Raw genomic sequence first — 26,470 nt, 5'->3', positions numbered from 1 at the left:
TGACAGGCCATTTTTTTATGTTGCTATCCGTAATAAAAAAAGAAAACAGTGGCAATATCTCCCTAATTGATCAATTTTACTATGGATTTTTCCGATAATGTATGTACATCGTTCAGATGCAGATGGTTCAGGGAAGTGGGGAGAAGTGGGAAATGGGGAAAAGAAAAGGGTTAGGGCATAGGATCAAAAATATGTCGCTTAAAATCAAATTGCCTTTCATGATCAGTGTATTGGTTGTTTTGGTTCTGCTTGGTGCAACGACCACAAGTTATATGATTTCATCTGATGTTGTGGTCAGGAAAAGCAAGGATGAGATTAATGTGATGGCTGACCGCCTTGGGGAAGGGCTTTGGACAGCGATGCAACTTCAGCAACAATTGAGTCATGCGATATCCGTACATAATACCTTCAAGGAACTCTTGGAGCTGCGTAATACAACTGACATGACGGATGAAGAATTTTTCTCGGATGAGAACCCGTATTTCAATAAGGCCAATACGATCTTGACCGACAGTATATCGGAAACGGAAGGAAGTAAGCCAGATCTTTTCGTGTTTGATAAGGAAGGAATCATGGTGGCGGGAACCATGCCGGAAGTGATTGGTCAGTCACGGGGAGATCGGGAATATTTCAAGGAGTCCATACAGGGGAAATCCTTCATCAGTGATGCCGTCGTCTCTAAGACTAGCAAGAAGCTCATTATTGCATTTTCGGAGCCCATCATCGATGAAGAGGGGAATATCCTGGGTGTGCTTGCTATGTCGGTGGACAGCAACTTTTTCCTGGGGCAACTCGGAGACATTAAAATCAATGGTCAAGGCAAAGTTGAAGTGCTGAGCCGGAGCGGCATCATTATGTATGATTCACTGGACCCTTCCCTTGTGGGACAAACGTTGGAAGAGGATAAGGACGCGATGGGAATTATCGAGGCCAGAGCCACCGACAAAGTGAAAATCACTTCGATGGATCAAGAGGATACCTACTATCGTATTGATCAAATTCCGGGTGCAGATCTCTCTGTGGTCATTATTGACGATTATGACGATATTAAGCGCCCAATAGATGATATACAGCGCCAGATGTTTATCGTGACCTTGATTGGAATTGCTCTGGCTATTGGCGTAGGATTGTTGATTTCTCGTAGTATTACAAGACCTATCATTCGTCTGATCGGGCTGTTCCAACAGCTTGCTCAAGGCAATCTGACCGTTAAGGCCAATGGCAGATATAACAGTGAATTCAAGGATCTGGCTGAGAGCTTTAATGTTATGGTGGAACAAAACAGGAACCTTATTACCGATATGAATAATTCCATTCATGTTCTCCAAGACAGCACTCAGGAATTGGAGGAAACATCCAGACAGACGGCAAGATCCATTGATGAGACATCGGCGACGTCCATGGGGATTGCAAAAGCGATGGAGGCCCAATCGGAAGATACCGAGCAGATTGCAGGCAAATTCAACAGCTTTGGCGATAAAGTGGCTGCGATGAACAGCAGTGCACAGGATGTGAAGGCAAGAGCGGATGAGATCGAAACGGTATTCCACAACGGGAATGAAGTCGTGAATGAACTGATGCGTATTAATGAGGTGAACGAACGGGAAGTGGAGAAAATCTCTGAGATTACCGTCAAACTTCAAACGAGTTCGGGCAGTATTAGTCAGATCACGGAAGCCATCAGCCAGATTGCGAAGCAGACCAATCTGCTTGCATTGAATGCTTCAATTGAAGCATCACGGGCGGGGGAGCATGGCCGAGGATTTGCGGTTGTGGCCGAGGAGATTCGCAATCTGGCAGAGCAGAGTTCCCGCCAGTCCAAGGAAATCTCCAGCATTATCGAGCAGAATCTGGCCGATGTCGCCGAGAACAACCAAAGTGTTGCAGAAATTCACACCATCTCGTCCAGACAGGATGAGCTTGTCTTGCAGACTCGTCAGGCGTTTGATGTGATTCTAGAGAAGGTGACGGTCATTAATCAACAGATCGCCACAATGGCAGGACAGATGCAAGAGATGTTGCAGAACAAGGATGTTGTACTGGAGTCAGCTCATAGTTTGTCGGCTTCAGGAGAGCAGGTATCTGCTTCGGTTGAAGAGGTAACAGCAACCATGATGGAGCAGTCTTCCACGGTGCAGCAGTTGGCAAACATGGTTGATACGATCGATCAATTGACACAAAAGCTGGCTGAATCGGCTGCGCGATTCAAGGTGGAGTAAGGGGCTGTCTCAAAAGGAATTCCGCCTCGCTCCAAGCGCTAACGAACCTACCGCACCTTAAAAGGCGGATCATCACGCTTGCAAGATTTAAAGAATCTCAGTAACGCTATTTCGTCAAAAAACGTTGTCAAACCCTAAAAAATCGAGCGATTCTACGAAATAACGTCTCTGTGATTCGTTAGATCTCGGATCTGGGCAAATGGGAGCGAATAGCGTGCCTCAGGTTCATTAAAACAAAATAACATGAACAAGGGATGTCCCCTGTCATATTCATGACTTATAGGACATCCCCTTCTTTTTTATGGTCTCGATCAATGTGCTCTAGTCCATTTAGTGATCAATGAGATGCAACAGTTGAGGGAGAGGTGTGCGAGGCTTGGGCATAGGCTGATCTTCAGCGTTAAAATACCCCATGTGAAGTGTGCCTACTATTTTTTCCTCCGGTGTCACACCAATGGCTTCACAGAATAGTGGATTTTCGTTGAAAGGACTTGTCTTCCATACGACCCCGATGTGTTGTTCCCAGGCGAGCAACTGTATGTTCTGAATCAGTGCCGAGGTTGCAGCAAAAGCCTCTTCCCACGCTTTGGAGGGCAGGTTGGCTGTCATAACCACAACCAGATGCACAGGTGTCTGTTCACAATAGGCTGCTCTGATTTGTTGTCCGTACTTTGCTACAAATTCAGGATTGCGTGTACTCAATACAGCGCTCGCGAATTTCTCTCTGCCCTCATTCATAAACAGAATGAAGCGCCAAGGTTCCTTTTTGGAATGAAAAGGTGCCCATATCGCGTCCTCCAGAATCTCATGAATCGTTTCCAAGGGAATGGGTAGGCCATTAAATTCCTGAATCGTGCGTCGTTCGATCACGGTCTGCCTAAGGCTTGTTTTGGGTTTCATCATGTCCCTCTATAACTCGAAGGAAGCAGCGATCTCATCAATAATTTTGCTAAGACCGAGGGGACCGTATCCTGCAAACCACAGGTTGGCATCACCGATATATACATGATCGTTCTGGACTGCATTCAGATTGGACCAGATGGATGTATCCATGATGTTGTTAAGCACAACCTTGTTTTCTTCACCTGGACGAAGAATGATAAACAGCCGATCCGGGTTCAACTCAGGCAGAATTTCCTCGGAGATTGCCACATTCCATGATCCCTGAAAATCTACACTGTCTACTGAAGCAGGGGTTAATCCCAGAGCACCAAACAGAGTGAAGTTATCATCAGGTTTAATCAACTGAAGCTGTTTATCCTGTACGCGCATGTAAGCCACCGTTTCGTCTTTGGCTTTTACGGCAAGCTCATCATGGGTTTGGGTCACTTTGGCATCATAGGCGTCTTTGACCGCTTGGGCTTCTTTTTCTTTGCCAAGAACGGTTGCCGTTTCCATGAATCGCTCCCAGTCTCCTTTTTCTTCATTATCAAAAAGGATCGTTGGAGCAATCTTGGAGAGTTGCTCATAGTTTGCTTCATTTAACGTTTTGGAGGCCAGAATGAGATCCGGATCAGCCTGGAGCAATGCTTCAAAATTGGGAGACTCGCCGGAACCTACGGCAGTGGTATCTTTCATCTGATCTGCCAGATATTCAGGGAATCCGAGATCGTTATACGTTACCATGGCTGTCGGTTCAATGCCGAGAGCGAGTAATTGGTCAGCAAAGACGTAGAGCATACCCGCAATTTTCTTGGGTTCAGCAGGAATTTCGATATCCCCTTTGATCGTAGAAATAGTGCGTGTATTTTCACTTCCCTGTTCAGCGGTTGATGGCTCTACCCCATTGGAGTCGGGTGAAGCGGAGTTCCCGCTGTTCTGGGAAGTCCCACAGCCTGCAAGCATGCTGCATAGAACAAGAACGGTTATAAGGAATCGTCCTGATTTGAAAAAGGTAGAGAAGCGTTGGTTGTTAGGTAAAGACACGTTGTACACACCCTTTAACTGATTTTGATTATCATTATCAAAAATAATTATAGGTGCATTCCAAATCGTAATCCATGGATATTCCTGTTTAATGCATGGACGTTTGGCTCAGGAACAATTGACTAACCCGATTCAGAAACAGACTATGGGCCAAGGAAGTATAACAGGAGTAGGGGGAGGAATCGCCCAATTCATAGACTTGATTCATACGAACCGCCTCCCATTGCTGCCAGATTGAATTTTGCATAAGCGACGCTACAGTGTGCGTACGCTCTTCTGCGTGACCACTTGTAAACAGAATGAAGTGTTCAATATCCGACTGAACCAGCTGTTCCAGCGACATTAAACGGGAATGGGATACGTGGTGTAGAGCTTGGGGTACGGATAACTGCAAATCATCATAGAGTACCGTCCCCAGATTACGGTTGCCGTAGACCCGGAACTGTCCATCTTCGTATTGCGCAACAGCCACAGGGCGGTCATCGATGGCATGCTGTATACTGGAGATTTTTTGTTTGACCGATAGATCATAACGTTCCAGCCATTCTTCACCAGCTGTTATTTTGCCCACGGATTGTGCAATGGAGTACATCTGTTTACGCCAATCTCCTGCAAAAGATACGGTGCAAGTGGAGGCAATATGCCGAAATAATTCGGCTTTTTTGGGCTCTTCATAATCGGTTCCTTCATACCCAATGATCAGTTCCGGGTGTGCATTCATTAATAGTTCCAGATCAGGCTGATCTCTGCCCACTTGAATCACATTTTTGAATTCATATGAGGTTCTATGGACCGGATTAATCAGTGCCGCATAAGGCTCAATACCAAGGGCAAGCAGATGCCCCGTATAGGGATGGGCAAGTGAAGCGATACGTGTTACGGAGCGATGCTTTTTAATATAGACCATGGGAGACAATCCGGTGGTTGCTTTGAATTTTCGGCTAAAATAGAATTCATCTTCATACCCGACCTGGCGGGCTGTTTGTTTGATCGTGTTGTCCGAGGCCAGTAGCAGATCACCGGCTTCCCGGATGCGTACGGCGTTCAGATATTCGATGGGGCCTTGTCCGATCATTTTTTTGAACAATCTGGAATAACGGTTGACACTCAGTCCAGCCATTTCAGCCAGTTTTTCGCGTGTGAAGTTCTCCTGATAATGTGTATGGATATATTTTTGGCTCTGCCTTACCGCTTCAATTGCTGTATCTTCCTGAGATTTTTGCTTCTTCTGCTTCAATAGGACAAGACACAGTTCCTGAAAGAGGATCTGACGTGCCATTCCAGCCCATGGATCTTCCTTCTGCCCACCTTCATGGATTTGAATGGCAAGCACGGGAGCTGAGGGAACAACAGCTGCAATGCATTCAAGATGTGGATCAATAACTCGCTGCATGTTGCCTTCCAGTTCTTCGTTGTAGACATTGTAGGTTAAGGTGACACATTCAAAATCATGCTGTACCTCAGTAGTTGCGATACAGGTGTGAGAAGGCGGGACGGAGAGGACTTGAGGGGCGCATAGGGAGATGACTTTGTCTTCGACTTTGACAGTTAAGCCCCCTTTGATCACAACAAGCAGCGTATGATGTGGACGGGATGGAAAGGACACTTGTTCTGCATTGTTGTCGACACGCCGAGCGTCAATGAGCCTATATAAAAGATTCGTGAGTTTCATCTGATCTTCTCCTGACTGCTGTGAATGTACATACTATACTGCTGCTTATAAAAGTTATCTATATCAAAACGTGATGCACTTCTGGTTCAGCAGCTTCATGAATTGATCCAACGCACTACTGACATACCGATCCTCACCGCGGACAAAGGTTGTCGTGGTATGAGTATAGCGATCAGCCAGATCAAATACGGAGAAATTATCCGGTTTCTTGTGAATAACGCTGCACGGCATAATGGTAAATGCGATTCCTGACTCTACACAGCTAAGCAGGTTTTCCATCGTACTCACTTCGATGATATTACGTGCGGACAATCCTTCTTCCTGCAAAAATTCTTCGGTCATTTCACGATACGGACAGCCCTCGGGGAAAACAACCCATGATACTTGGCACAGACTTTCGGGTGGTGTATCCATCTGCTTGGAGATGATATGAACGGTGTCCTGCATCTCGTATTCCACCTTCAAACCTTCTTTCACACAAGCCCCGCTGATAAAAGCACCATCAATCTCATCGTCCTGTATTTTCTTGCGCAGTACTTTGGGTGAAGTGGCGTTAACGAGTGAGATGGACACCTTCGGGTAGGTTATCTGATATTCATTCAGGATCTCCATAAAACGGCTGGATGCCGCCGTTTCCACAATGCCGATTTTCAGTGTGCCGGAAGGCTCACCGGGATCGGTCATATCCTGCTTCAGATCATGCAAAAGGTTGTGAATCTGTGTGGCGTACTGGACGAACTGTTCTCCTTTGGAGGTCAGTACAACGCCTTTGGGAAATCGGTTGAACAACTGGATCTGATATTCTTGCTCCAGTTTTTTGATACGTGTAGTGACATTGGATTGTGCGTAATTCAGTTCTTTGGCGGCCTGTGAGATTTTGCCTGAACGCGCCACCGCGAGAACAATATCGATATCGGAAAGTTCCATGCTGTACCCTCCTGAACATTGATTAACTTCAATTGCTTCCGCAGATGCTAATGTTAGGTATCTCTCTGAGAGATACAAGTATATATTTCAATCATTTTACGATATATCAGGGTCGCCTTACAATATCCTTAAAGACGAAGAGAGTAGGGATATGACATGGATAACATGAATACACGTTCAACACTATTAAGCCCGGTGACGATTCATCAGTGGCAATTAAGGAACCGAATTGTGATGGCGCCGTTGACCCGGGGATTTGCTGATGATCAGGAGGGGACCGTGACGGATGAGATGGTCGCCTATTATGAGCAGCGTGCGCGGGATGGCGTGGGACTGATCATTACCGAGGGCATTAACCCGAATCTGGCAGGCAAAGGCACCTACGGCATCCCCGGTTTATATACAGATGAACAGACGACTTCTTGGAAAAGGGTAACGGATGCTGTTCACAGACATGGCGGCACCATTATTGCTCAACTGTGGCATGTCGGCAGGTTGTCCCACTCCGATCTGATCGGAACCGCTCCACTGGCACCTTCCAGCCTTGCGGCAGAGGGAAGAGTGCATAAGCTGCATAAGCCGTATCAGGTTCCCCAAGCGATGAGTACACAGGATATAGCGGATACGATTCAGCATTTTCAGGCTGCTGCCCGTAATGCAGTTCTGGCGGGGTTTGACGGGATCGAGCTGCATGCTGCGCATGGGTATCTGATCGACCAGTTTATCAATGAGAAGACCAACCACAGAACAGATGAATACGGAGGAGACACTGCGGGTAGATTGCGGTTCTTGCGGGATATTATTGTGGCTGTGAAAAAAGAGATCAGTGTAGATCGCATATCTGTACGATTCTCTGAGAAAAAGGATGATGATGCATCCTATGCATGGGTAGATAAAGCTGAAATGATCGATGCATATCTGAATTTGTTCCGCGAGACGGGAGTAACAATCTTGCATCCCTCAACAGACCATTATGCGAAAGCATGGGAAGGGGAGCGGACCTTTCACGAGCGGATTCGAAGTCAGTGGGATGGAATCATCATTGGTGTGGGGGATTTGGATGTTCAGACCGCAGAGCAGGCGATTGGTAAGGGAAGCATAGATCTGGCTGCGTTCGGCAGACCGTTTATCGCCAATCCAGATCTGGTGCGTAAATTGAATGCTGGTGAGCGTTTGGTCGAGTATGATGCTGCTACGCATCTGCCCGTGTTGGTGTGAAAATAAAGTGAAAAAAGGGCAGAATAGGCTGCCCTGAGGTTCAGATACTTTTTGAGTGATCCAGCGGATTCATTTCGCTTTTTCTAGTTGAGCTTTTTTCGATATACCAAAGAATAATCATAGACAACGCATAGAACAGACTGAAAGCCAGAATAATGATCCATACACTTTCCATGTCCATGCTTTTGATGAAAATGCCTGTCAAATATGGACTAAGTGTATAACCCAGGCAACCTACGAATAACAGCAAGCCGTTAAACCGTCCCTGATGTGTATCGGGTACACGCGAAGCAATATACAGATTGATGTTGGTCTGCACAAGAATCTCACCAATGGTCCACAGCACCGTGGATAAGGCGACGATGGAAAAATGGGGGAAGGTTCCGAGCAGGTTCAAGGCTCCAAATCCGATTCCATAGAAGAGTGCGCCTGTAGCTATGGAGTTCAGGGCAGTTAATTTGCGTGTAGCGGACAGGATCACGGTGGTAAGAATAATGACGCTAATGGCATTGATGGTCATGACAGAGCCGTAATAGGCTGCCCCGTTCTCGCCAAACGAGTGATTCATCTGGAGTGGGAGGCTAAATGAGTATTGCATATAGATAAAATAGTTAAGAAATGACACAACGATGAAGAAGGCAACGAGTGGATTTTTCAGCAGTAGTCTGAATAACGGTGAAGGCGGTTGGCTCAATCGTTGTTGTTCTTGTTGTTGTCCAGCATGTTCGCTGCTTGTTGATGCCAATTCCTTGCGTGTGCCGATCTTAACCTGGTTGATGATGATAAAGGTAGATATCAGAAACACGGTACCGATACTTATAAAGACAATGTTGACGTGATCCTTGATAAAAAAACCGGCGACCAGTGGTCCGATGGCTATACCCAGATTGGCCCCCAGATACATGAGGGAAAAGGCGGACTTTCGCTCTTTCTCCTCCGTACACAGTTGAATAATCAATGCATTATAAGCAGGCCGGGTAATACTGATGAAGAACATGACTGCAATCAGAAGATAACCAACAGTAATGGTTCCTGACCAAAAAGAGCAGCTTATAATCATGATGGCAGACAACAGTTGCCCGATGACAATAATTGTTTTTTTGCCCATAAGATCGCTTAAATAGCCGCCGAGAAGTACACCGGGTCCGCTAATCAGGGCTGCCATGGACACAAAGATTCCTGCACTGACCACATTCATGCCCATCTGCAACGTAAGCACCAAGGTAATCAGGGAGAATACAAAATCTCCCGTGCTGTTAATCGTTCTGGCTAAACAGAGATAATAGATATCGCGGCTCAGACCCGCGTAGGTTTTGAATAACGACAATAATTCCAGCCCTCCCCAAGATAACCGTCACTCCAGACCTAAAACGGTAAGGTTCATCCGTACAACTTATACGGTTTCAGCAACTGTCACTTCAATCTTGAAACGATCGTACATATCCAGCAGGGTTTGACGCAATTCCTCGAACGAATCACCCTCCACGATAGCATAGCCTGATCGGGTCATGGTATCGTTGACGTCCCCGGCGCACTGCCCCACTTGATAGGATACATTGAACTCAACGATGCCGGGGATATCCGCATAATCCTCTATCCCGGATATGTGTTGAATTATCCCGGCGCGTGAAGGGAAGCAGATCATGCCTGTGAATTTCTGGCTTGTCTCCTGTTGCTTAAATTCATATATTCCAACTTCCAGATCAGTAACGGCTTCGAAGAAATCAACGCCATGGGTGTTCTTGATACAAGGAGGCATAACATGTGATCCCCCGATTCTTGCACCAATTTCTCCAAAAACCACTTCTCCTTCCGGAGTTAGAAAAAGTTCGGCATGTGTTACGGATTGATTGATACCCAAGGCAGCAATCACCTGCTCATTAATTTCTTTGATGTGATGGATAAAATCAGCTTCCGTGCCTTCAGGGAACGTAATACTGGCCGGAGGTTTCTGCTTCGTCGCAATATCCAGGCAGTTATACAAGTATTGGGAAACGGATGCAAATACAACCTTGCCCTTAGACACAATGGAATCACAATGAAACTCCGTACCGTGGATGAATTCCTCCAGCAAATCCCTTTGCTGTGCTTGTCTTGTATGGTGTAGATAATGTATCAGTTCATCCATGCTGGATAATTTGAACGTATTGATACTTCCATATCCGCTGAGTGGCTTCACAATAATCGGGAAGCCGTGTACAGCAGTGAAACGAATATAGTCCTGTTCATGTAGAGCAATGGCAATTTCGGATGTCCGAATTCCGCGTTGATGCAGCATTTGTTTCATGATCCATTTGTTGCGAACAGCTTCAGCCTGATTGCGCTGCATACCGGGGATACCGAACTCGGAACGGAGCTGACCACCAATCTCAATCGCATTCTCACCCGGCGTTAACAAAGCAGAGATGGAATGGGATTCTCGGATCTGCATCATATGCTCCCGAATGGCATCCACAGATTCAAGATGATCAACATACCTAATTTCATCAAAGAAGTCTCTGAGCACCTCATCATGATGCAAATTATGCCGTTCAATAATCAGAATTTTCTTGTGATCCGCTAATTTCTGCAAAGGTCTAACGAAGTTTAATCCAGTAGGTAGCCTGAAATCAGATATGTATACAATGGTTTTCATACGTTCTCGTATATCCCCTTTCAACAAAATACTAAAAATAGTAAAAATTCATTTCATAACATTATAGCTCAATATTTTCCATTTTGAATACACCTTTTAGTTAAAAATATGAACTAAAATACATATTTATGTTGCGTTAAAGTGTTAATTGACAATAGGAATTTTTTGGTATACGATCTTTAGCGGATCAGAAATAAAAAGGAGGAAATAGAAATAAATGGAGATCGTTAAAGAGAAATATGCCATACTGGGAACGCTAGGAGACGATGAAGGATTCCTCACTTGCAGCATGCATATCGCGAAGAAGTTAGGCAACTCGGAACGAATCAAGCCATACCCCGAATTTGAAGCGGCTGCGGAAGACTTGAGATCAGGGATCATTTCCTGCCTACTGGTCCCCGGGGCGTATCCCAAGCTCAACAGCTTCATCATGGATTCTGAACTAGTGGTGTCTGAGAGCTTTGTGGAGAAGATTCCTGCGCTGGTTCTATCCGGCTGCCATGCGGTATGTCCCGATCAGATCGACATTATCTATCATCATCCAGCAACCACATACTTGTTATCTGAACTTGATACAACCTATAGAGAGAACAGCACCGTATCGTCCAACCCCGAAGCGTGTAGAAAGGTTCTGCACAACACGGAGAATTCCATTGCGCTCACCAATCAGCTATGCGCTGATCATTACGGGCTTGTGACCTACAAGGTGTTGCGCGAGGGAATCAATATGCCATGGGTATGTTTTACACAAAATACACAGAGGGTGAATGCAGTCATATGAAAAGAATTGCTATTATACTGGATAAAAATCTGGAACCTGGCGCCGCTGCTAATGTGGCTGCCCTGTTAATGGGACAAGCGGCTCTGAATGAGCCGGGGTTATATTCTGATCAACCTGTGCTGGATCAGAGCGGCGTTCAGCATGCGGGCATCCGATATAGCACTGTCATTCTGAAGGCTGGGGAGAATCAGCTGATCAATCTGGCCAAACTCTGCTCAGATGATAGCGGGGAACTGAGCCATGTTGTTTTTTCACAGACAGGCCAGTCGCTCAACAATGCCTTTGAACAATATGCAGTTGAGATTGCTTCGATGGAATTGGAAGCTACCAAAGTGGTAGGTGTCATTGTATGGGGCGAGGATGATCAAGTTAGGGCAGCGACCAAAAAATTCAGTGTCATGAAATAAGGGAAAAGGGCAGAAGCTGATCTTAGAGATCACTCTGCCCTTCTTTATATATGAAAGAATTGTTATAGACACACTTATAGATGATTGCTGGCGACGGCTGCTTTCTTTTCCGTAAAGTAATACACCAAAGCGAGCAGCGGCATAATCAGGCCAATCAGCGTTGTGAGACTCCAGCCTCCGTTAGCATAAGACCAGCTTCCAAGGGATGAACCAATCGCACCGCCGACAAAAAAAATCGACATGAATATACCATTCACACGCCCTCTCGCTTCACTTCCTAACGAATAGATAATGCGTTGACCCAGCACCAGATTTCCCGAGACAGCCATATCCAGTGTGATCGCCACGATCACAAGCAGGATCAATGCCAACGTGGAGTGGCTCTGGAACACATAAGCAAGACCGAACGAAGCAGCAGCGATCACCATGGCAGCACCCGTCAGAATACGTGTTAGTCCGCGATCAGCCAGTCTCCCGGCAATGGGAGCGGCAATAGCACCTCCGACACCAGCTAGTGCGAACCAGGCAATTCCTTGCTGTGACATATCAAAATCGTTAGCCAGTCTGAGCGGAACCGTGGTCCAGAACAAGCTGAAGGCACCAAACAGACTGGCCTGATAGAACGCCCGGCGGCGCAGCAGCGGCATCGTTCTGAACAGTGTGCCCAAGGACACGATTAATTGCCCGTATTTCAAGGTGGGTTCAGGCTGGCGAGCAGGAAGAGCACGTGACAGGAGCAGCATTAGAAGTGTTATGACAATGGCGGAGAATACAAAGACCGTCTGCCATCCGAAGAGACTGGTGATGAAACTTGCGACAGGACGAGCGAGCATGATACCCAGCAGCAGACCACTCATTACATTGCCTACAACCCGACCGCGCTGCTCTTCGGAGGTAAGATACGTTGCATAGGGCACCAGAATCTGAGCGACAACAGAACCTATGCCAATGAACAGGGAGGCAGTCAGAAATACAACAGCAGTGGGTGAGAAAGCCGCAGCAAGGAGAGCAACGACCAGTACGATGAGGAAAAGCACGACCAGGCGCCGATTCTCGGTAATGTCACTGAGCGGCACGATGAACAGCAAACCAATGACATAACCAATCTGAGTCAACGTTACGATCAATCCGGCAGCGGCAGAAGACAGCCCCGTTGTGATGCTGATCGGTCCGATAACGGTCTGAGCATAATACAGGTTTGCCACGATCAATCCACAAGCGGATGCCAGCAAAAAAATAATCCAGGTAGGTACAGGTGCCTTCTTCACTTGTTGTCTCATATCCATCATAATCATCCTCCACAGATTTCATATTCGTATTGAAAGTTCGATATTCCAGATAAATGGGTGTGTTTAATATTAATTACTAAACGTTGTGTTCACTAATTACAACATATAATAAACTAAACGTTTAGTATTGTAAATAGGCTCGACATATTTTAGATAGAAATTTAAATGAGGATATAAAAATGAGCGGAGAATGAATTGTGTGTACGCAATGCATTTTAGTATAATGAACGTATCGTTTTTATGAATATTACTGATGATAAAATATATTTTTTGCATCCAGGAGGGCTCAAGATGACTGCCAAAAGAGGACGTCCGCGTAACATGGAAACCCAGAATGCCATTCTTACAGCATCGTATGAGTTGTTGTTGGAGCACGGATTCGGGGCGGTTACAATCGAGAAGATTGCTGAACGTGCACAGGTGAGCAAAGCCACCATCTACAAATGGTGGCCGAACAAAGGCGCTGTCATCATGGACGGATATATGTCTGCCGCAACGGCAAGATTACCAGTACCGGATACAGGCTCGGTATTGGAGGATATACGCATACATGCGAGTAATCTGGTTCGTTTTTTGACCAGTCGGGAAGGAAAAGTGATTACACAGATTATTGGGGAAGGGCAGTCGGATGCAGGGCTTGCCGAAGAATACCGTACAAGATACATTCAACCACGTCGGCGTGAAGCTCGGGGAATTCTGGAGAAGGGTGTGGAACGTGGCGAATTGAAGGCAGGGGTGGACATTGGACTGTACATTGATCTGATCTATGGGCCGGTGTTCTATCGTATGTTAGTGACGGGGGAAGCGATGGAGGATGCGTTTGTAGATCTGTTGCTCCGTTCATTGTTTGAAGGTATTCAGTCCAAGTAAGTAGAGGGAAAGCGGCGATACAAGTTGGAGGAAGAGGGAAGAGGGTGATTCGTAGGAATCACCCTGGAAGGGGCGCGCGTGTATTGTACGTTGGAGATTGTTAGACCTGGAATATAGGTGAGATGGCTGAGGGCCATGAGTCTGTAGCGTTAGAGGAAAGGGAGGATGAGTGCTCGCTTAACACCGGGGATGCGTTCCATACCGAACTTGGCAGTTCGCGGCGTAGCACAGGGGCGACTTCCTTGGCAAAACGCTCCACTTGCTCCAGCTGCTCACTATGCGTCAGTCCATCTACGCTGATACTCAGCACCTGATGTCCGTAAGCGGCATGATAGTCCAGAATTTTCTCAATGACCTGCTCCGGACTGCCGATTAACGCAGGACCTCGTGCAATGTTATCCTCCAGATCGGTAAAGGGCGACTGATTATGCTGTGCGGCGGCGGTGGCATGGAACGCTTCATAATATGGCTTATAGCGGCGAATGGCTTCTTCACCCGTATCCGCCAGATAGAGACTGCCGGCACCAGAACCAATCACTGCTTGCTGCGGATCATGACCATAATAATCGAGGCGCTCCCGATAAAGATCAATTAACGCTTTATATTTGACCTGAGGGTGAAAAGAGTTCGACGTGAAGAGCGGCTCGCCATATTTGGCAGCGAGTTCGGTCGAGACCGTGCTGGACGCGCTACCATGCCAGATTGGGATGGACTGCTGAAGCGGCCTGGGCCACGTGGTCACTCCCTCAAGCGGAGGGCGATACGTTCCCTGCCAGGTTACATTCTCTTCAGACCACAGCCGTTTTAGCAGATGGTAGCGTTCATCGAGTGAATCCCATTGTTCCTCTTCGCGGATGCCAAACAGCGGATAGTGCCGAGGGTCATTGCCTTTCCCGATGATCATCTCCAGCCGTCCGCCCGATAATTGATCCAGCGTGGCATAATCCTCGGCAACCCGGACTGGATCAAGTATACTAAGAACAGTGACGGTGGTTAGTAACCGAATGCGTGTGGTTGCTGCGGCTATTGCGGTTAATACGACAGGTGGCGAGGAAGATAAAAAAGGCGCACCGTGTCGTTCACCGATTCCATAAGCATCGAAACCTAGTCGTTCAGCCAGCTTCGCTTGCTCTAATATATTGTGGAATTTCTGTTGTGTCGTTAGAGCTTCCCCGGTTACAGCATTAGGCAGATTCATCATGAGACTAAACAAGGCAAATTTCATCTGACCTTCTCCTCGAACTGAATTGATAATTTCTGTGTTGTATAATCCTATTGAAATAGTAGGATATGTAAGTTGAATTAAATGTATCATGTTCTCACGGATTCTTCTAATGGATTTTTTCTATAAGCAGGAGCAGCCAGGCTTCATTGCATAAATGTGAAGGGAATTGCCACGATTTTTATTGACCGCTGTAAAATTTAGGATTAAAATTGTGCTTATCATATAAATTCAAAATTATGGATTTTCATTGTGGAGGTGGGATACATGGAACCTACAACTACGATACGCTCATATATTGAGGACTACATCAGGAAACAGGGGTACACCCTGCAGTATTTTGCCGATATATCGGGAGTTAACGCTGGAACGCTTAGCGCAATTATTAAGGGGACTCGGCCCATCGCTATGGCGCAACTGGATCTGATTACCCAAGGCATGAAGCTGGAAGAGGGGTATTTCTACGAGATTTATGGGGCTGAATGTTTCGTGGAATCGGCACCTCATTGGAGGAGACTGGAACCATTCCTGCAACGCTGTGCTGAATTGGACAAGCTCGAATGTATTCATAAGGTTATCCAGGAAGTGACGGATGATCGTTCGTATATCTCGGAGTTGTTCGAGATGGCGGAAGGCATGCTTGAACGTGGACAGACGAAGGCTGCACGGATGTTGTACGAATGTGTGGCGGAGTGTGAGAAATATCAACACTCGGAACGTCTGGCTTTGTGCCAGTATCGCATCTTCACGTTATCTCTAGGTCAGGACCAGCATGAGAATCTTCGTGCGGCCGTACATTTTGAACCATATATTAATCGGCTGGATGAGGAACGGCAACTGGATGCGATTAGGGAGTTGGCGAATACATACAATGGGTTATGTCATTGGGATAAAGTATTCCAGTTAGCTGATGAACTGTTGCAACGGGTCAAATTTTTGGAACAATACAAAAATAAAAAAAAGGGATTGGAGTTTATTCGAACTTCAAAACACCCATTATTTACTTATAAATTTTATGCTTACTTATTAATAGCAACAGTATGGGGAGAACGTAAAGAGTATGAAAAGGCACTAGAGTATACTTCTTTCTATTCAAATATTGTTATTGAAGACCCTACTACAGAAGATCAACTCTTTATAAATCGATTTAAAGATTGGGCTGAAGTTAATACCTATTTATATAAGTTGATGACGGGTGACTATGATGCGCTTAACTCCTATCTCGACTTTATAGAAGCGAATGAAAATGAAACTCTGCTTGGACTTGTCAAAATTATGGAAGCGGCTAATCAGTATCAACTGAATGTTGACCACGTTCTCAAAAGATTTGATTTGTTTATCCGTATGTTAGTTAATGATCCTAACTATGAGAGTAGTTATACCACTCAGATAAAAGATGATCGATATACTAAATTTTGGGCTGAATTAGCATTCTACCAGTTGTCTAAAGCCAGGCATCATGAAGGTTTCAGGGATCTGCTTACTTGTTTAAGCTCTGCTCACAAGATCAAGGATGACTCCACCATAATTTATTGTGTGAGTTTATTTGAGGAATACAGAACACAGGCTTCTGAATTAATAGAGTCTCAATATAAAAGTATTATCAAGGAGGTTTATGGTCGGTATGAGAAAAAAAGCAAAGTTGGTATTAACGCTGTTTAGCTCTTTCATAATATTTTCTAGTATTACTGGTGGTATAAGCCATATTATAAATCTGGTTTTTAATCATGGTGCAGGTGGATATTAGGATTATTGATATTAAAGTCTTTCATTAACATGCGTCTTATTTCCGGGATATGGAGATGGGGCGCTTATTTGTACTATCCATTAGTTTATCCATAACGAAAAGAGGATTTATCATTGCAGATTGATATTCAGAAGCTTTACGACAAATATATAACTTTGGACATTCCTAATCCATTCACGTTAGAGCAGATTCATGACCGACTAACCAAGAAATACTACGCTGATAAGGTAGATTTAGAGGAGTTTTCCGACTTACGTAACGATCCTCATGCGGAATTTGATCAGGCGATTGCAGCTTATGTATTTAAGGATGAGAGGGGAACCAAGCAATTAATTAGCCTGAATAAGGATGAGGATATCCATGAGCCATTGGAGTTTGCATGGATCATCAATTCCACTGTGCGAGGATTTTCTCTTCTATTAGTTCTTGAAATCGAAGTATTTTACGGAATGGAAGAGAGTGAAATGACTCTGGGTAATCCACGTTTTGAGGAATATCTGATCCTACTCTATTTAACAGGTTACATTGAGTTTGAGAATGACTCTTCTATTCATCTGTTGCGTGCTCGTTATCGAGAGGGCTACAGACTTCGTTATTTTGGCATGCAGAACGGTGATGATAATTATCTATACGAAGAGATTACTTTCCAATAGATGTATTAACTTTTTTGAAAAGAAAGGCAGAAAGTAAGTGGGACCAAAAATGATAATATGTCCATGATTTACTTTTGCGTTTGTTGTTTCGACCATTCTTGAACACGATATGTAGACATGCTCTCAATATATTTGCGCACATCTTGTAGTGATGAGAGGTTTTCATATCTCTATGCAAAATGCTTGATGTTGAAAGTATCTCGATGTAAATAAACATTTTATTCTGCAAAGGAATATAATATAAATTTTTTGGCAATGTATCCTAAAATGTTATACAAAGAGGGGGTGCATGCTATGAATGAACCGAGGCAGATCAAAGATAAAATCGAACGGAACAGGCAAGAGTTAAGTCGTTTGGCGGAGAATCATGGCATGCAGGACAACCAAGTCCTCCGACAGTCCATGGTACTGGACGAACTTATTAATGAATATAATCGATTCAAATATAAAAGCCATCTTAGGAACAGACAACCGATTGCATAATGCAGTCGGTTTTTTTGTCTAATTAGTGTTCTATAGAATAGCGTAGTCGACTGTAGCGATACAGTCGGCTTTTTGGCGTTCACCCTGAAACCTATGCGGATAACTTGAAATTCCGTACCAATTCCAGGATTGGCAGGATAGCGAATGATCATTAAAACTGGATATGATGACCCCAGTTATATCCAGATTGATCTGTGGAGGGGACTCATACAATGATCGGGAGAGGGAGGGATGAACGGAAATGATGGACAAGGTACGCATTTTTCTCGGAAAAAACGTAAACCTGCGCACCAAGTTGCTCCTGTTGTTCTTGGCACTGACGTTGCTGCCGCTAAGTTTGCAGGGAATGATGAACTACAAGCATTTCTCGCAGACGATGGATCGCAAGACCGAGCAGTTCACCATTGAACTGGTTCGCCAGATTAACGCCAATCTGAATCGGCTGCTGAAGGACTTTGAGCGGTTGTCGCTCTTGCCGCTTTACGATCAGATGGTGCTTGGCATTCTAGGGAAATACAACGCTCCAATGGGGTCGGGTACATGGGCGAGGTCTGAGGATTATCTGAAAATGAAGCTCTACACATCGGGTCAAGCTTATGATCGGCCCGAGATTCGGGGGATTCACCTGATTAGCAACAGCGGTATTTTGTTCTCCAATCTCGATTCGCTGGCGGTCAAGCCGGTATGGGACAGCAGGCAGGATGACTGGTTTGCAGAGCTTGAAGACTCGGAAGGGACATGGCGCCTGCTTCCTCCGCATCAACCCGGCTATTACACGGGTGGTCAGCAAGAATCGTATATATCGGTGGGCAGAGTGCTTCGAGATCCGGGTACGCTCCAGCGATTGGGGTACATTCTGATTGACATCCGTCTGGAAGCCTTCGGCCAACTGTTATCCAATCTGAATGTTGAGCAAGATGCAAGTCTGATGATTGTAGACAGCAAGCAGCGTCTTCTGTTCGAACGGACCTCAACTGGAGGGATGTCTGCGTACGACCAGTTGTTAATGAATGGACAGCTTCAAAACTATGCAGGAAACCAAAAAGTTGTTCTGGCTGGGCAGTCCTATCTCTATGTACAACACCATTCCAGCTATTCCGGTCTTTCGGTGAGCAGTCTTACACCTATTGCTGTGATTCAAAAGGAATCGGGTGAGATGCTCACCTTCACAATATGGTTCGCTGTATTGTGTATGGCGGGTATAGCGATTCTGGCGGTTCTGTTATCCTATCGTATCACCCAGCCACTGATTCGATTGAAGCACCATATGATTCGGGTAGAGCAGGGAGATTTTAGCCAGCGGGTAGCACACTTCAGCAGTGATGAATTCGGACAGATTAGCCGGGGCTTTAACCGAATGATGGAAGAGATTCATCGACTGTTCAATGAGGTGTTTCTGCTGGGCATTCAAGAGCGGGAGGCAGAGTTGTCAGCGTTGCAAAGTCAGATGAATCCCCATTTTATATACAACACGCTGGAGTCCATTAACATGATGGCCATTCGCCAGAGGCATGCTGAGGTATCGGACATGGTGACGGCGCTTGGCAAGCTGCTGCGTTACACGATTGATAAGGTGGACCGGATGGTTCCCCTTGGGGAAGAACTGGCTTTTGTACAATCCTATGTACGCATTCAACAGGTACGTTACGATGGCAAGTTAGAGATTATCTATGACATCGAAGAAGCGATAACGGAGTATTTGATTCCCAAGCTGGTACTGCAACCGCTGGTGGAGAATGCAGTCTACCACGGCATTGAAGGGCAGGAAAATGGAGGAGTAATCTGGATATCTGCCTTGAAATTCGACCATGAACTGCTGATTAGTGTACGAGACAACGGTAAGGGGATGGCTCAGGCAAAGATTGACGAGTTAAATGAGTCCATATCAAAACAGCCTTCCAATGAGGCATTACGTTGCCATGCCGGGGACAGTCTGGGGCTTAACAATATCGCTCAGAGGCTTCGCCTCATGTATGGAGAGGGCGGCAGCCTAAGCATTGATGGAAGTCCCGGGCAGGGCCTGGTGGTCACGATATCCATTCAACTTCTACCGAAAGGGGATTGAAGCGCATGTATAAAGTATTGCTTGTAGAGGATGAGCCAGTCATCCGTCAGGGACTGAGGGAGCTGATCGTACAAGTGTCTTCTCAGTTTCAGGTAACGGGCGAAGCGTCGAGCGGTACCGAGGCGCTGGATTTTCTGAGATGTGAGGTGCCGGATGTGTTAATCACGGATATCCGCATGCGTGAAATGGACGGATTAACTTTGGTAAGCAAAGCAAGAGACATGTACCCTGAATTGCTAATGCTCATCATTAGCGGCTACGGTGAGTTTGAATATGCACGCAGAGCGATGGAGTTTGGGGTGTTGAACTACCTGTTGAAGCCAATCGATCGTTATGAACTGGCATTATGCATACAAAAGATTCAATTGCTGCTGGATCGCAGATACGGTATTTCAACCCTTTCCATCCCGGAGCCATCTGGGAAAGCAGAACACGCTGGTGGAGATACACGGAAGATTATCCGAGATGTGAAGGAGCACATCAAGCAACATCCCGATGGAGATCTGCGACTTCAGACGATAGCAGATCTTGTTAACTTGAACCCTACTTATTTGAGCCAGTTGTTCAAGAACGAAATAGGCATCAATTATTCCGAATACATCACAGAGGCACGTATGGAGCGGGCCAAGTGGTTACTGATCAACACGGGTCTCAAAATCTATGATGTGGCACGGTTATCCGGGCATCAGAGCCCCAAACACTTCATGCTGGTGTTCAAGCAGCAGGTGGGATGGACCGCAGGAGAATATCGAGACCGATTCAGTATCTCTTGAAAAACCATACCATTTCTGTAGTTGACGTGATTTATGAGGGAACGAAGCTTTCGTTATACTTTGGTTGCACATGTATACCACGACGTCCATAAGGGGGATTTCCATGAAAAAAGCAGGACTGATACTGGTGTTTATACTCATGATGGTGGCTTCAATCGCGTGCACAAGCGCAAATTCCAGCAGTGAGCCTGGCAGTGCAGGCGGGGAGAATGGAGAGGTAGAGCTGAAGTTCATGATGTGGGGCAACCAGGCACATATGGATGTATACAACAAGCTGATCGATGGCTTCACCAAGGAAAATCCAGGCATCAAAGTTACGATGGAATCCGTACCTTTCGCAGAATACCAACAAAAAAATTCGGTGCTTGCTGCCGGAGGCTCTCTTCCTGATCTCGCCTGGGTATCGGAGCGAATGGTGCCACAATTCAAGTCCAATCACATTCTGGCCGATGTATCCGAGTTCAAGGATGATGCACAGTTTAAGCTGGATGATTATATTCCAAGTACATTGGATTTGTTCCGTGATGGCGACCAGCTGCTGGGGCTACCTTTCTCTACACCTCCTGTGGTCATGTTTTACAATAAAACGCTGTTCGACAAGGCCGACCTGACTGATCCAAACACACTTGCCACCCAAGGACAATGGACATGGGAACAGTTCGAAGAGTCTGCCAAGGCGATTACAAGTAAGGAGGCGACCAACCGAATCTATGGAGCCAACTTTTTTCGCGACTGGAAGACCTGGGCGGTGCTCTCCTCCTACTCTTGGTCCAATGGAAGCGGTCCATTCGACGAAGGTATGACGAAGTTCACCTGGAACGATGCCTACGGCATACAGACCTTTGAATTACTGGAGCGCATGATGTTCACCGATGAATCACACCCGAAGGCGGGTGAGCAAGTCAGCTTCGATGCGGGTAATGTGGGCATGTTCTTCGATAATTACAGCTATGTTTCCAAAGCAAGAGAAATTACGGGTTTTGAATGGAGCATCGCGCCTATGCCTTCCGGTTCACAAGGCAGTGTACCGATGCTGGGGCAGGCCGGATATGCCATGTTCAACGATAGCAAACATCCAGAGGAAACGAAGAGGCTGTTGAAGTATTTTGCCAGTGAGCAGGGGATTCAGGCGACAGCCACCTACTTTGTGCCTCCGCGTACCTCTGTTCTGAACTCAGATGCATTCATTCTTCAGCCGAATAACCCAAGCAAAGAGCATATCGTGCAGGCCGTCATAGATGAAATGCCAAAAGCGCGCTTAATTCCCGGTCATATCCGTTGGCAGGATATCGACAATGCGGTATTGCAGGGATTTGACCGACTGTTTGCAAAGACAGCGACAGCTGAGGATAACCTGAAACAAATGCAGGAAGAGATCCAAAGCGTGTTGCAACCCTAAATAATTTGATTGAAACCGGAGGTGAGAATGATGGGCAAATTCAAAGAATTACTTGAACGGAAACCGCTGTCGCTGGTGGTCAGTCTGCCTGAGAATGATATTGCTTTGGCTCGGGCAGCTATGGAAGAGGGCGCTGATGCACTGAAGGTGCATTATAATGTCGGTCATCGCGCCAGCGGGAATCATTTTGGTCCATTGGACATGTACGCCGAGGTGTTTCGGGCGATCCGCAGTGAGTTTGGTGGTCCACTTGGGGTCGTACCTTCTGGCAGTATAGATGGAGCACAAAGGGAGGATGTGGAGCGTCTTGGTGGGCTGGGCTTTGATTTCTATTCCATCTATGCACATCACTTGCCATCTTTCATGCTGAGTGACTTGGGGTTGGACCCAACGTTTGCGATCAATGAGGAATATGATGCTTCCCTCGTAACATCGGCAGCGCACTTCGGCTTCACCGCTCTGGAGGCATCCATTGTACCTGGAAAAGAATATGGTACACCGCTCAGCTTCGCGGATGTGCTTAAGTATCGCCGTCTGGTCTTGCAAGCCCAGGTACCGGTATTGGTTCCTTCTCAGCGAAGGCTGGTGCCGGAGGATGTTCGGGTGTTATGCCATACCGGGGTCAAAGCGATCATGCTTGGGGCGGTCGTGACAGGCAACACGGAGGAACAGTTGCGGAGGGCTGTAAATGGGTTTCGCAATGCGGTGGATCGTCTGAATCGTCCGAATTAATCCGTTGAAAGTCACGTGAATCACGGGGGACACCCCATGTTAGCATTCATTCGTTCTAACGAATCGAGAACATGTTATTCGCGTCCATTTGAACGGATCTGAAATTTAAGGAATCAGAGAGACGTTATTTCGTCCATTTGGTCGATTTCCAAGGTTCTGTCGGCGCTTGGAGCGAGGGGGATCATTCCTTTTGAGACAGAACCTTATATAGAATCGTCGCAGAGTTCAGCTTCAGGAGGTAATTTGATTAAAAGGGGGCCTGATTGTGACCCATTCACGCAAGCGCAAAAGAGGGGGGCCACTTGCCAGAGAGGCCCAGATCGCAGGTTGGCTGTTTGTATCGCCGATGGTGCTTGGGTTTACCCTGCTGCTGTTATTTCCCATGGGTCTCGCGTTATACATGAGCCTGACCGATTGGCCGCTGCTGGGGGATCATCATTTTATTGGATTGGATAATTACCGGAATATTATGACAGACGCCATGTTCTGGAAAGTGCTTGCCAATACGGTCTATTTCACAGCGGGGCTGGTACCGCTTAATATTGTGCTCGCCCTGCTGCTCGCATTGCTGCTATCCAGAAATCTGCGGGGTATCGGAATTTTCCGAACAGCGATCTTTGTTCCGGTCATGACTTCGCTGATCGTATGGGCCATCGTGTGGAAGCTGATGTATGCGACAGAGTCTGGATTGATTAATCAGCTTCTGTTGATGCTGGGCATCAAAGGTCCGGCCTGGCTTTACAATCAGGATTTGGCAATGCCAGCGGTTATTGTGACAAGTGTGCTGAAAAATGTCGGTCTGAATATGGTGCTGTTCATTGCAGCGATTCAGCAGGTACCGCGTTCACTGTACGAAGCAGCAACATTAGACGGGGCGGGCAAAAGGGGAACCTTCTTTCACGTCACGCTGCCCATGATCACGCCAACCGTGTTTTTGACCGTAGTTATGACCGTGATTGGTTCACTCAAAGTATTTGGGCAGATCTACGTGATGACACAGGGCGGGCCGAGCAACAGTACAAAGGTATTGGTTTATTATATCTGGGAAAAAGCATTCAAATTATTTCAGTTTGGCTACGCTTCTGCTCTTGCGTATGTACTGTTCTTTATCGTGCTAATTCTGACTCTGCTGCAATGGCAGCTCCGAAAGAGGTGGGTATTCAATGAAGGCGATGCCTAGTCCCTCGGGGCGGAAGATAGGAAGTACTCTGGGGACGTACTTGTTGCTGACCCTGATTTCCCTCATTATGATTGTGCCATTTATCTGGATGATATCGACATCATTCAAGGAACCCCAGAGCATATTCACCTATCCACCGCAGTGGATACCGGAAACATTCCGATTTCAGAACTACATCGATGTCTTTCGATTGATTCCGTTTCACCGTTTTTATTGGAACAGTATCTACATTTCTGTGTTGGTTGTGTTGGGAACGGTATTTTTTTCCTCCCTCGCCGGGTATGCATTTGCCAAAATTCCGTTCAAAGGACGTAATGTGGTATTTCTCATCCTGCTAAGTGCGATGATGATTCCCCATGAGGTGACGGCGATTCCGATGTTTCTATTCATGCGACAACTGGGGTGGATTGATACCCATCTTCCGCTGATATTATTGCCGATCTTTGGTGCGGAGGGCGTATTTGGCATCTTTGTGATGCGGCAGTTCTTCATTACGGTGCCAACGGAACTAGAGGAAGCGGCGATGATTGACGGTTGCAACCGATTCCGAATATATGCGCGAATTATGCTGCCCATTGCCAAGCCGGGTATGGCTACGCTGACGATCTTTACGTTTGTGACGATCTGGAATGAGTTTTTTGATCCGTTGATCTTCATTAACTCGCGTGATCTAATGACGCTGCCGCTTGGATTATCCCTGTTTACAGATGAAGTGGGTACAGCCTGGCAATATCTGATGAGCGCCACCGTCATGGCGACCTTGCCGCTGTTAATTGTCTTTTTCCTGGCACAACGGCGCTTCATTGAGGGGGTTGCCATGACGGGACTGAAAGAGTAAGCCATGAAATTCGTGCAATACGTGCAATAGAACGGAAGGAGGGACAACATTTGCGTGAACGGATGAGCATGGAGAAGGAAGAAGCAGATGTCGTTATTGTGGGAGGAGGCCCTGCGGGTATAGCGGCAGCCATTGCGGCTGGACGGCAGGGTATACGAACAGTACTGGTGGAGCGATATGGATTCGTTGGAGGGATGTCAACTGCTGCTATGGTCTATCCCTGGATGACTTTTCATACGGAGCGTGGGGAGCAGGTCATTAAAGGCATTGCGCAGGAGATCGTTGAACGATTGCAGACGCGTGGCGGCTCCCCGGGGCATTTGCGTGATACGGTTGGATTCGTACATACCGTAACGCCGTATCATCCAGCCATCTTTCAGGTGGTTGCGGCAGAGATGTTGCAGGAGGCCGGCGTCCGGCTGTTATTGCACAGCTTTGTGGACGAGGTGGTCGTTGTAGAGGATCGGGTGGAAGCCGTGCGAGTGACAAACAAGTCTGGACGAAAGGAGTTCCAGGCGAACGTATTCGTGGATGCAAGCGGGGATGCGGATCTGGCTTATCTTGCGGGTGCTTCTGTAGCAAAGGGACGAGACGGCGACCATCAGTCACAGCCGATGACCATGAAATTCCGCATGCGTGGTGTCGACCTTGGACGAGTGAAACAATATATGCTGGAGCACCCGGAGGATTTCTATGTGAAAACTCCCTTTGCTGAATTGGACAGCATTCCGTTAACCGGGGTGAGTGGTTTCTATTCCCAGTGGAAAAAAGCAGGTGTGCCGATTAATCGCGACCAGGTGTTGTTTTTTACCGGACCCGCTGAGGATGAAGTACTGATTAATTGTACCCGGGTGCAGGGACTTGATGCGACGGATGCCGAGGATCTGACCTCTGCGGAACAGGAAGGCCGGAAGCAGGTGCTGATGATCGCTGAATTTTTGCAGCATGATGTCCCAGGGTTCGAAGGGGCTTCGATCTCGGCAGTAGCGCCGCAGATTGGTATTCGTGAATCGAGACGGATCATTGGGCAGTATGCCTTGACCCAGGCGGACGTGGTTGCAGGACGGAAATTTGATGATGTGATTGCCAGAAGTGGTTATCCGATTGATATCCATGACCCTTCGGGTCAAGGTGTTGTGGCTGCCTTTATAGAGGGGGATGGGGCATATGATATTCCGTATCGCTGTCTGATCTCTCGCAATATCCGCAACCTGCTGGCGGCAGGACGCTGCATCTCCACCACACATGAGGCGCATGCAACGACAAGGTTGACTCCAAGCTGTATGGCTACCGGGGAGGCCGCAGGAACAGCTGCTGCACTCACAGTGAAGATGAAGGTGGACCCGGTGGAACTTCCGATCGAGCTGTTACAGGCGGAATTACGTCACAACGGAGCGGCGATCTAGCGGATGAGCTGATTGTGGACGAATTGGG

General features: G+C 46.7%; 23 protein-coding genes. 15 read left to right on the top strand and 8 right to left on the bottom strand.

Annotated features, from left to right (window positions below):
- Positions 1-152: 152 nt before the first annotated feature.
- Positions 153-2,219, top strand: a complete 2,067-nt coding sequence (locus QVE09_RS27200; protein ID WP_315939337.1) for a methyl-accepting chemotaxis protein — start codon at positions 153-155, stop codon at positions 2,217-2,219.
- 330 nt (positions 2,220-2,549) lie between these two features.
- Here the strand turns inward: QVE09_RS27200 and QVE09_RS27195 are convergent, their stop codons facing one another.
- The 4 genes from QVE09_RS27195 to QVE09_RS27180 form a co-directional block, all read right to left on the bottom strand.
- A complete protein-coding gene (locus QVE09_RS27195; RefSeq protein ID WP_315939336.1) occupies positions 2,550-3,119 on the bottom strand; it encodes a nitroreductase family protein in 570 nt (189 codons plus the stop codon).
- 9 nt (positions 3,120-3,128) lie between these two features.
- Positions 3,129-4,145, bottom strand: a complete 1,017-nt coding sequence (locus QVE09_RS27190) for an ABC transporter substrate-binding protein (RefSeq protein WP_315939335.1) — start codon at positions 4,143-4,145, stop codon at positions 3,129-3,131.
- An 88-nt stretch (positions 4,146-4,233) separates the two neighbouring features.
- Positions 4,234-5,817 carry a helix-turn-helix domain-containing protein gene (locus tag QVE09_RS27185; protein ID WP_315939334.1) on the bottom strand — a complete coding sequence of 528 codons (1,584 nt, stop codon included), beginning with the start codon at positions 5,815-5,817 and terminating at the stop codon, positions 4,234-4,236.
- 63 nt (positions 5,818-5,880) lie between these two features.
- On the bottom strand, positions 5,881-6,744 hold the full coding sequence (locus QVE09_RS27180; RefSeq protein WP_315939333.1) for a LysR family transcriptional regulator: 864 nt from the start codon (positions 6,742-6,744) through the stop codon (positions 5,881-5,883).
- 156 nt (positions 6,745-6,900) lie between these two features.
- On the opposite strand from QVE09_RS27180, the gene QVE09_RS27175 reads away from it, so the two are divergent.
- Complete coding sequence (locus QVE09_RS27175) at positions 6,901-7,962, top strand: oxidoreductase (protein ID WP_315939332.1); 1,062 nt, start codon at positions 6,901-6,903, stop codon at positions 7,960-7,962.
- 40 nt (positions 7,963-8,002) lie between these two features.
- Here QVE09_RS27175 and QVE09_RS27170 read toward each other — a convergent pair whose 3' ends face one another.
- Both QVE09_RS27170 and QVE09_RS27165 read right to left on the bottom strand, forming a co-directional pair.
- Positions 8,003-9,289 (bottom strand): MFS transporter, encoded by a 1,287-nt coding sequence (locus QVE09_RS27170; protein ID WP_315939331.1) that lies wholly within the window; start codon positions 9,287-9,289, stop codon positions 8,003-8,005.
- A gap of 66 nt (positions 9,290-9,355) precedes the next feature.
- On the bottom strand, positions 9,356-10,597 hold the full coding sequence (locus QVE09_RS27165) for an ATP-grasp domain-containing protein (RefSeq protein ID WP_315939330.1): 1,242 nt from the start codon (positions 10,595-10,597) through the stop codon (positions 9,356-9,358).
- A 217-nt stretch (positions 10,598-10,814) separates the two neighbouring features.
- Here QVE09_RS27165 and QVE09_RS27160 point away from each other — a divergent pair, with 217 nt between their 5' ends.
- Positions 10,815-11,378 (top strand): type 2 periplasmic-binding domain-containing protein, encoded by a 564-nt coding sequence (locus tag QVE09_RS27160; RefSeq protein WP_315939329.1) that lies wholly within the window; start codon positions 10,815-10,817, stop codon positions 11,376-11,378.
- Positions 11,375-11,785 carry a DUF2000 family protein gene (locus QVE09_RS27155; RefSeq protein WP_315939328.1) on the top strand — a complete coding sequence of 137 codons (411 nt, stop codon included), beginning with the start codon at positions 11,375-11,377 and terminating at the stop codon, positions 11,783-11,785. Before QVE09_RS27160 ends, QVE09_RS27155 begins: the two co-directional genes overlap by 4 nt.
- A 74-nt stretch (positions 11,786-11,859) precedes the next feature.
- Here QVE09_RS27155 and QVE09_RS27150 read toward each other — a convergent pair whose 3' ends face one another.
- The gene (locus tag QVE09_RS27150; RefSeq protein ID WP_315939327.1) at positions 11,860-13,074 is read right to left on the bottom strand and encodes an MFS transporter; all 1,215 of its coding nucleotides are present in this window, start codon (positions 13,072-13,074) and stop codon (positions 11,860-11,862) included.
- Between the two features lie 291 nt (positions 13,075-13,365).
- Here QVE09_RS27150 and QVE09_RS27145 point away from each other — a divergent pair, with 291 nt between their 5' ends.
- On the top strand, positions 13,366-13,944 hold the full coding sequence (locus QVE09_RS27145) for a TetR/AcrR family transcriptional regulator (RefSeq protein ID WP_315939326.1): 579 nt from the start codon (positions 13,366-13,368) through the stop codon (positions 13,942-13,944).
- 100 nt (positions 13,945-14,044) lie between these two features.
- Here QVE09_RS27145 and QVE09_RS27140 read toward each other — a convergent pair whose 3' ends face one another.
- Positions 14,045-15,169 (bottom strand): LLM class flavin-dependent oxidoreductase, encoded by a 1,125-nt coding sequence (locus QVE09_RS27140; RefSeq protein WP_315939325.1) that lies wholly within the window; start codon positions 15,167-15,169, stop codon positions 14,045-14,047.
- A gap of 264 nt (positions 15,170-15,433) precedes the next feature.
- On the opposite strand from QVE09_RS27140, the gene QVE09_RS27135 reads away from it, so the two are divergent.
- The 10 genes from QVE09_RS27135 (at position 15,434) to QVE09_RS27090 (ending at position 26,442) form a co-directional block, all read left to right on the top strand.
- Complete coding sequence (locus QVE09_RS27135; protein WP_315939324.1) at positions 15,434-16,828, top strand: helix-turn-helix domain-containing protein; 1,395 nt, start codon at positions 15,434-15,436, stop codon at positions 16,826-16,828.
- A 198-nt stretch (positions 16,829-17,026) separates the two neighbouring features.
- A complete protein-coding gene (locus QVE09_RS27130) occupies positions 17,027-17,566 on the top strand; it encodes a pyruvate kinase (RefSeq protein WP_315939323.1) in 540 nt (179 codons plus the stop codon).
- A gap of 294 nt (positions 17,567-17,860) precedes the next feature.
- The gene (locus QVE09_RS27125; protein ID WP_091018370.1) at positions 17,861-18,049 is read left to right on the top strand and encodes an aspartyl-phosphate phosphatase Spo0E family protein; all 189 of its coding nucleotides are present in this window, start codon (positions 17,861-17,863) and stop codon (positions 18,047-18,049) included.
- Positions 18,050-18,290: 241 nt separating this feature from the next.
- Positions 18,291-20,114, top strand: coding sequence for a sensor histidine kinase (locus QVE09_RS27120; protein ID WP_315939322.1), 1,824 nt, complete (start codon positions 18,291-18,293; stop codon positions 20,112-20,114).
- A 5-nt stretch (positions 20,115-20,119) separates the two neighbouring features.
- Positions 20,120-20,887 (top strand): response regulator transcription factor, encoded by a 768-nt coding sequence (locus QVE09_RS27115; protein WP_315939321.1) that lies wholly within the window; start codon positions 20,120-20,122, stop codon positions 20,885-20,887.
- Positions 20,888-20,990: 103 nt separating this feature from the next.
- Complete coding sequence (locus QVE09_RS27110) at positions 20,991-22,286, top strand: ABC transporter substrate-binding protein (RefSeq protein ID WP_315939320.1); 1,296 nt, start codon at positions 20,991-20,993, stop codon at positions 22,284-22,286.
- 30 nt (positions 22,287-22,316) lie between these two features.
- Positions 22,317-23,018 carry a beta/alpha barrel domain-containing protein gene (locus tag QVE09_RS27105; protein ID WP_315939319.1) on the top strand — a complete coding sequence of 234 codons (702 nt, stop codon included), beginning with the start codon at positions 22,317-22,319 and terminating at the stop codon, positions 23,016-23,018.
- 265 nt (positions 23,019-23,283) lie between these two features.
- Positions 23,284-24,198, top strand: a complete 915-nt coding sequence (locus tag QVE09_RS27100) for a carbohydrate ABC transporter permease (RefSeq protein WP_315939318.1) — start codon at positions 23,284-23,286, stop codon at positions 24,196-24,198.
- On the top strand, positions 24,182-25,036 hold the full coding sequence (locus QVE09_RS27095; protein ID WP_315939317.1) for a carbohydrate ABC transporter permease: 855 nt from the start codon (positions 24,182-24,184) through the stop codon (positions 25,034-25,036). Before QVE09_RS27100 ends, QVE09_RS27095 begins: the two co-directional genes overlap by 17 nt.
- Positions 25,037-25,104: 68 nt before the next feature.
- Positions 25,105-26,442, top strand: coding sequence for an FAD-dependent oxidoreductase (locus tag QVE09_RS27090; protein ID WP_315939373.1), 1,338 nt, complete (start codon positions 25,105-25,107; stop codon positions 26,440-26,442).
- The last annotated feature ends 28 nt before the right edge of the window (positions 26,443-26,470 follow it).

Source organism: Paenibacillus sp. ClWae2A, from assembly GCF_032452295.1.
Classification (GTDB): Bacteria; Bacillota; Bacilli; order Paenibacillales; family Paenibacillaceae; genus Paenibacillus.
The sequence above is the reverse complement of the archived record's forward strand: the minus strand, read 5'-3'. Positions and strand labels throughout refer to the sequence as shown.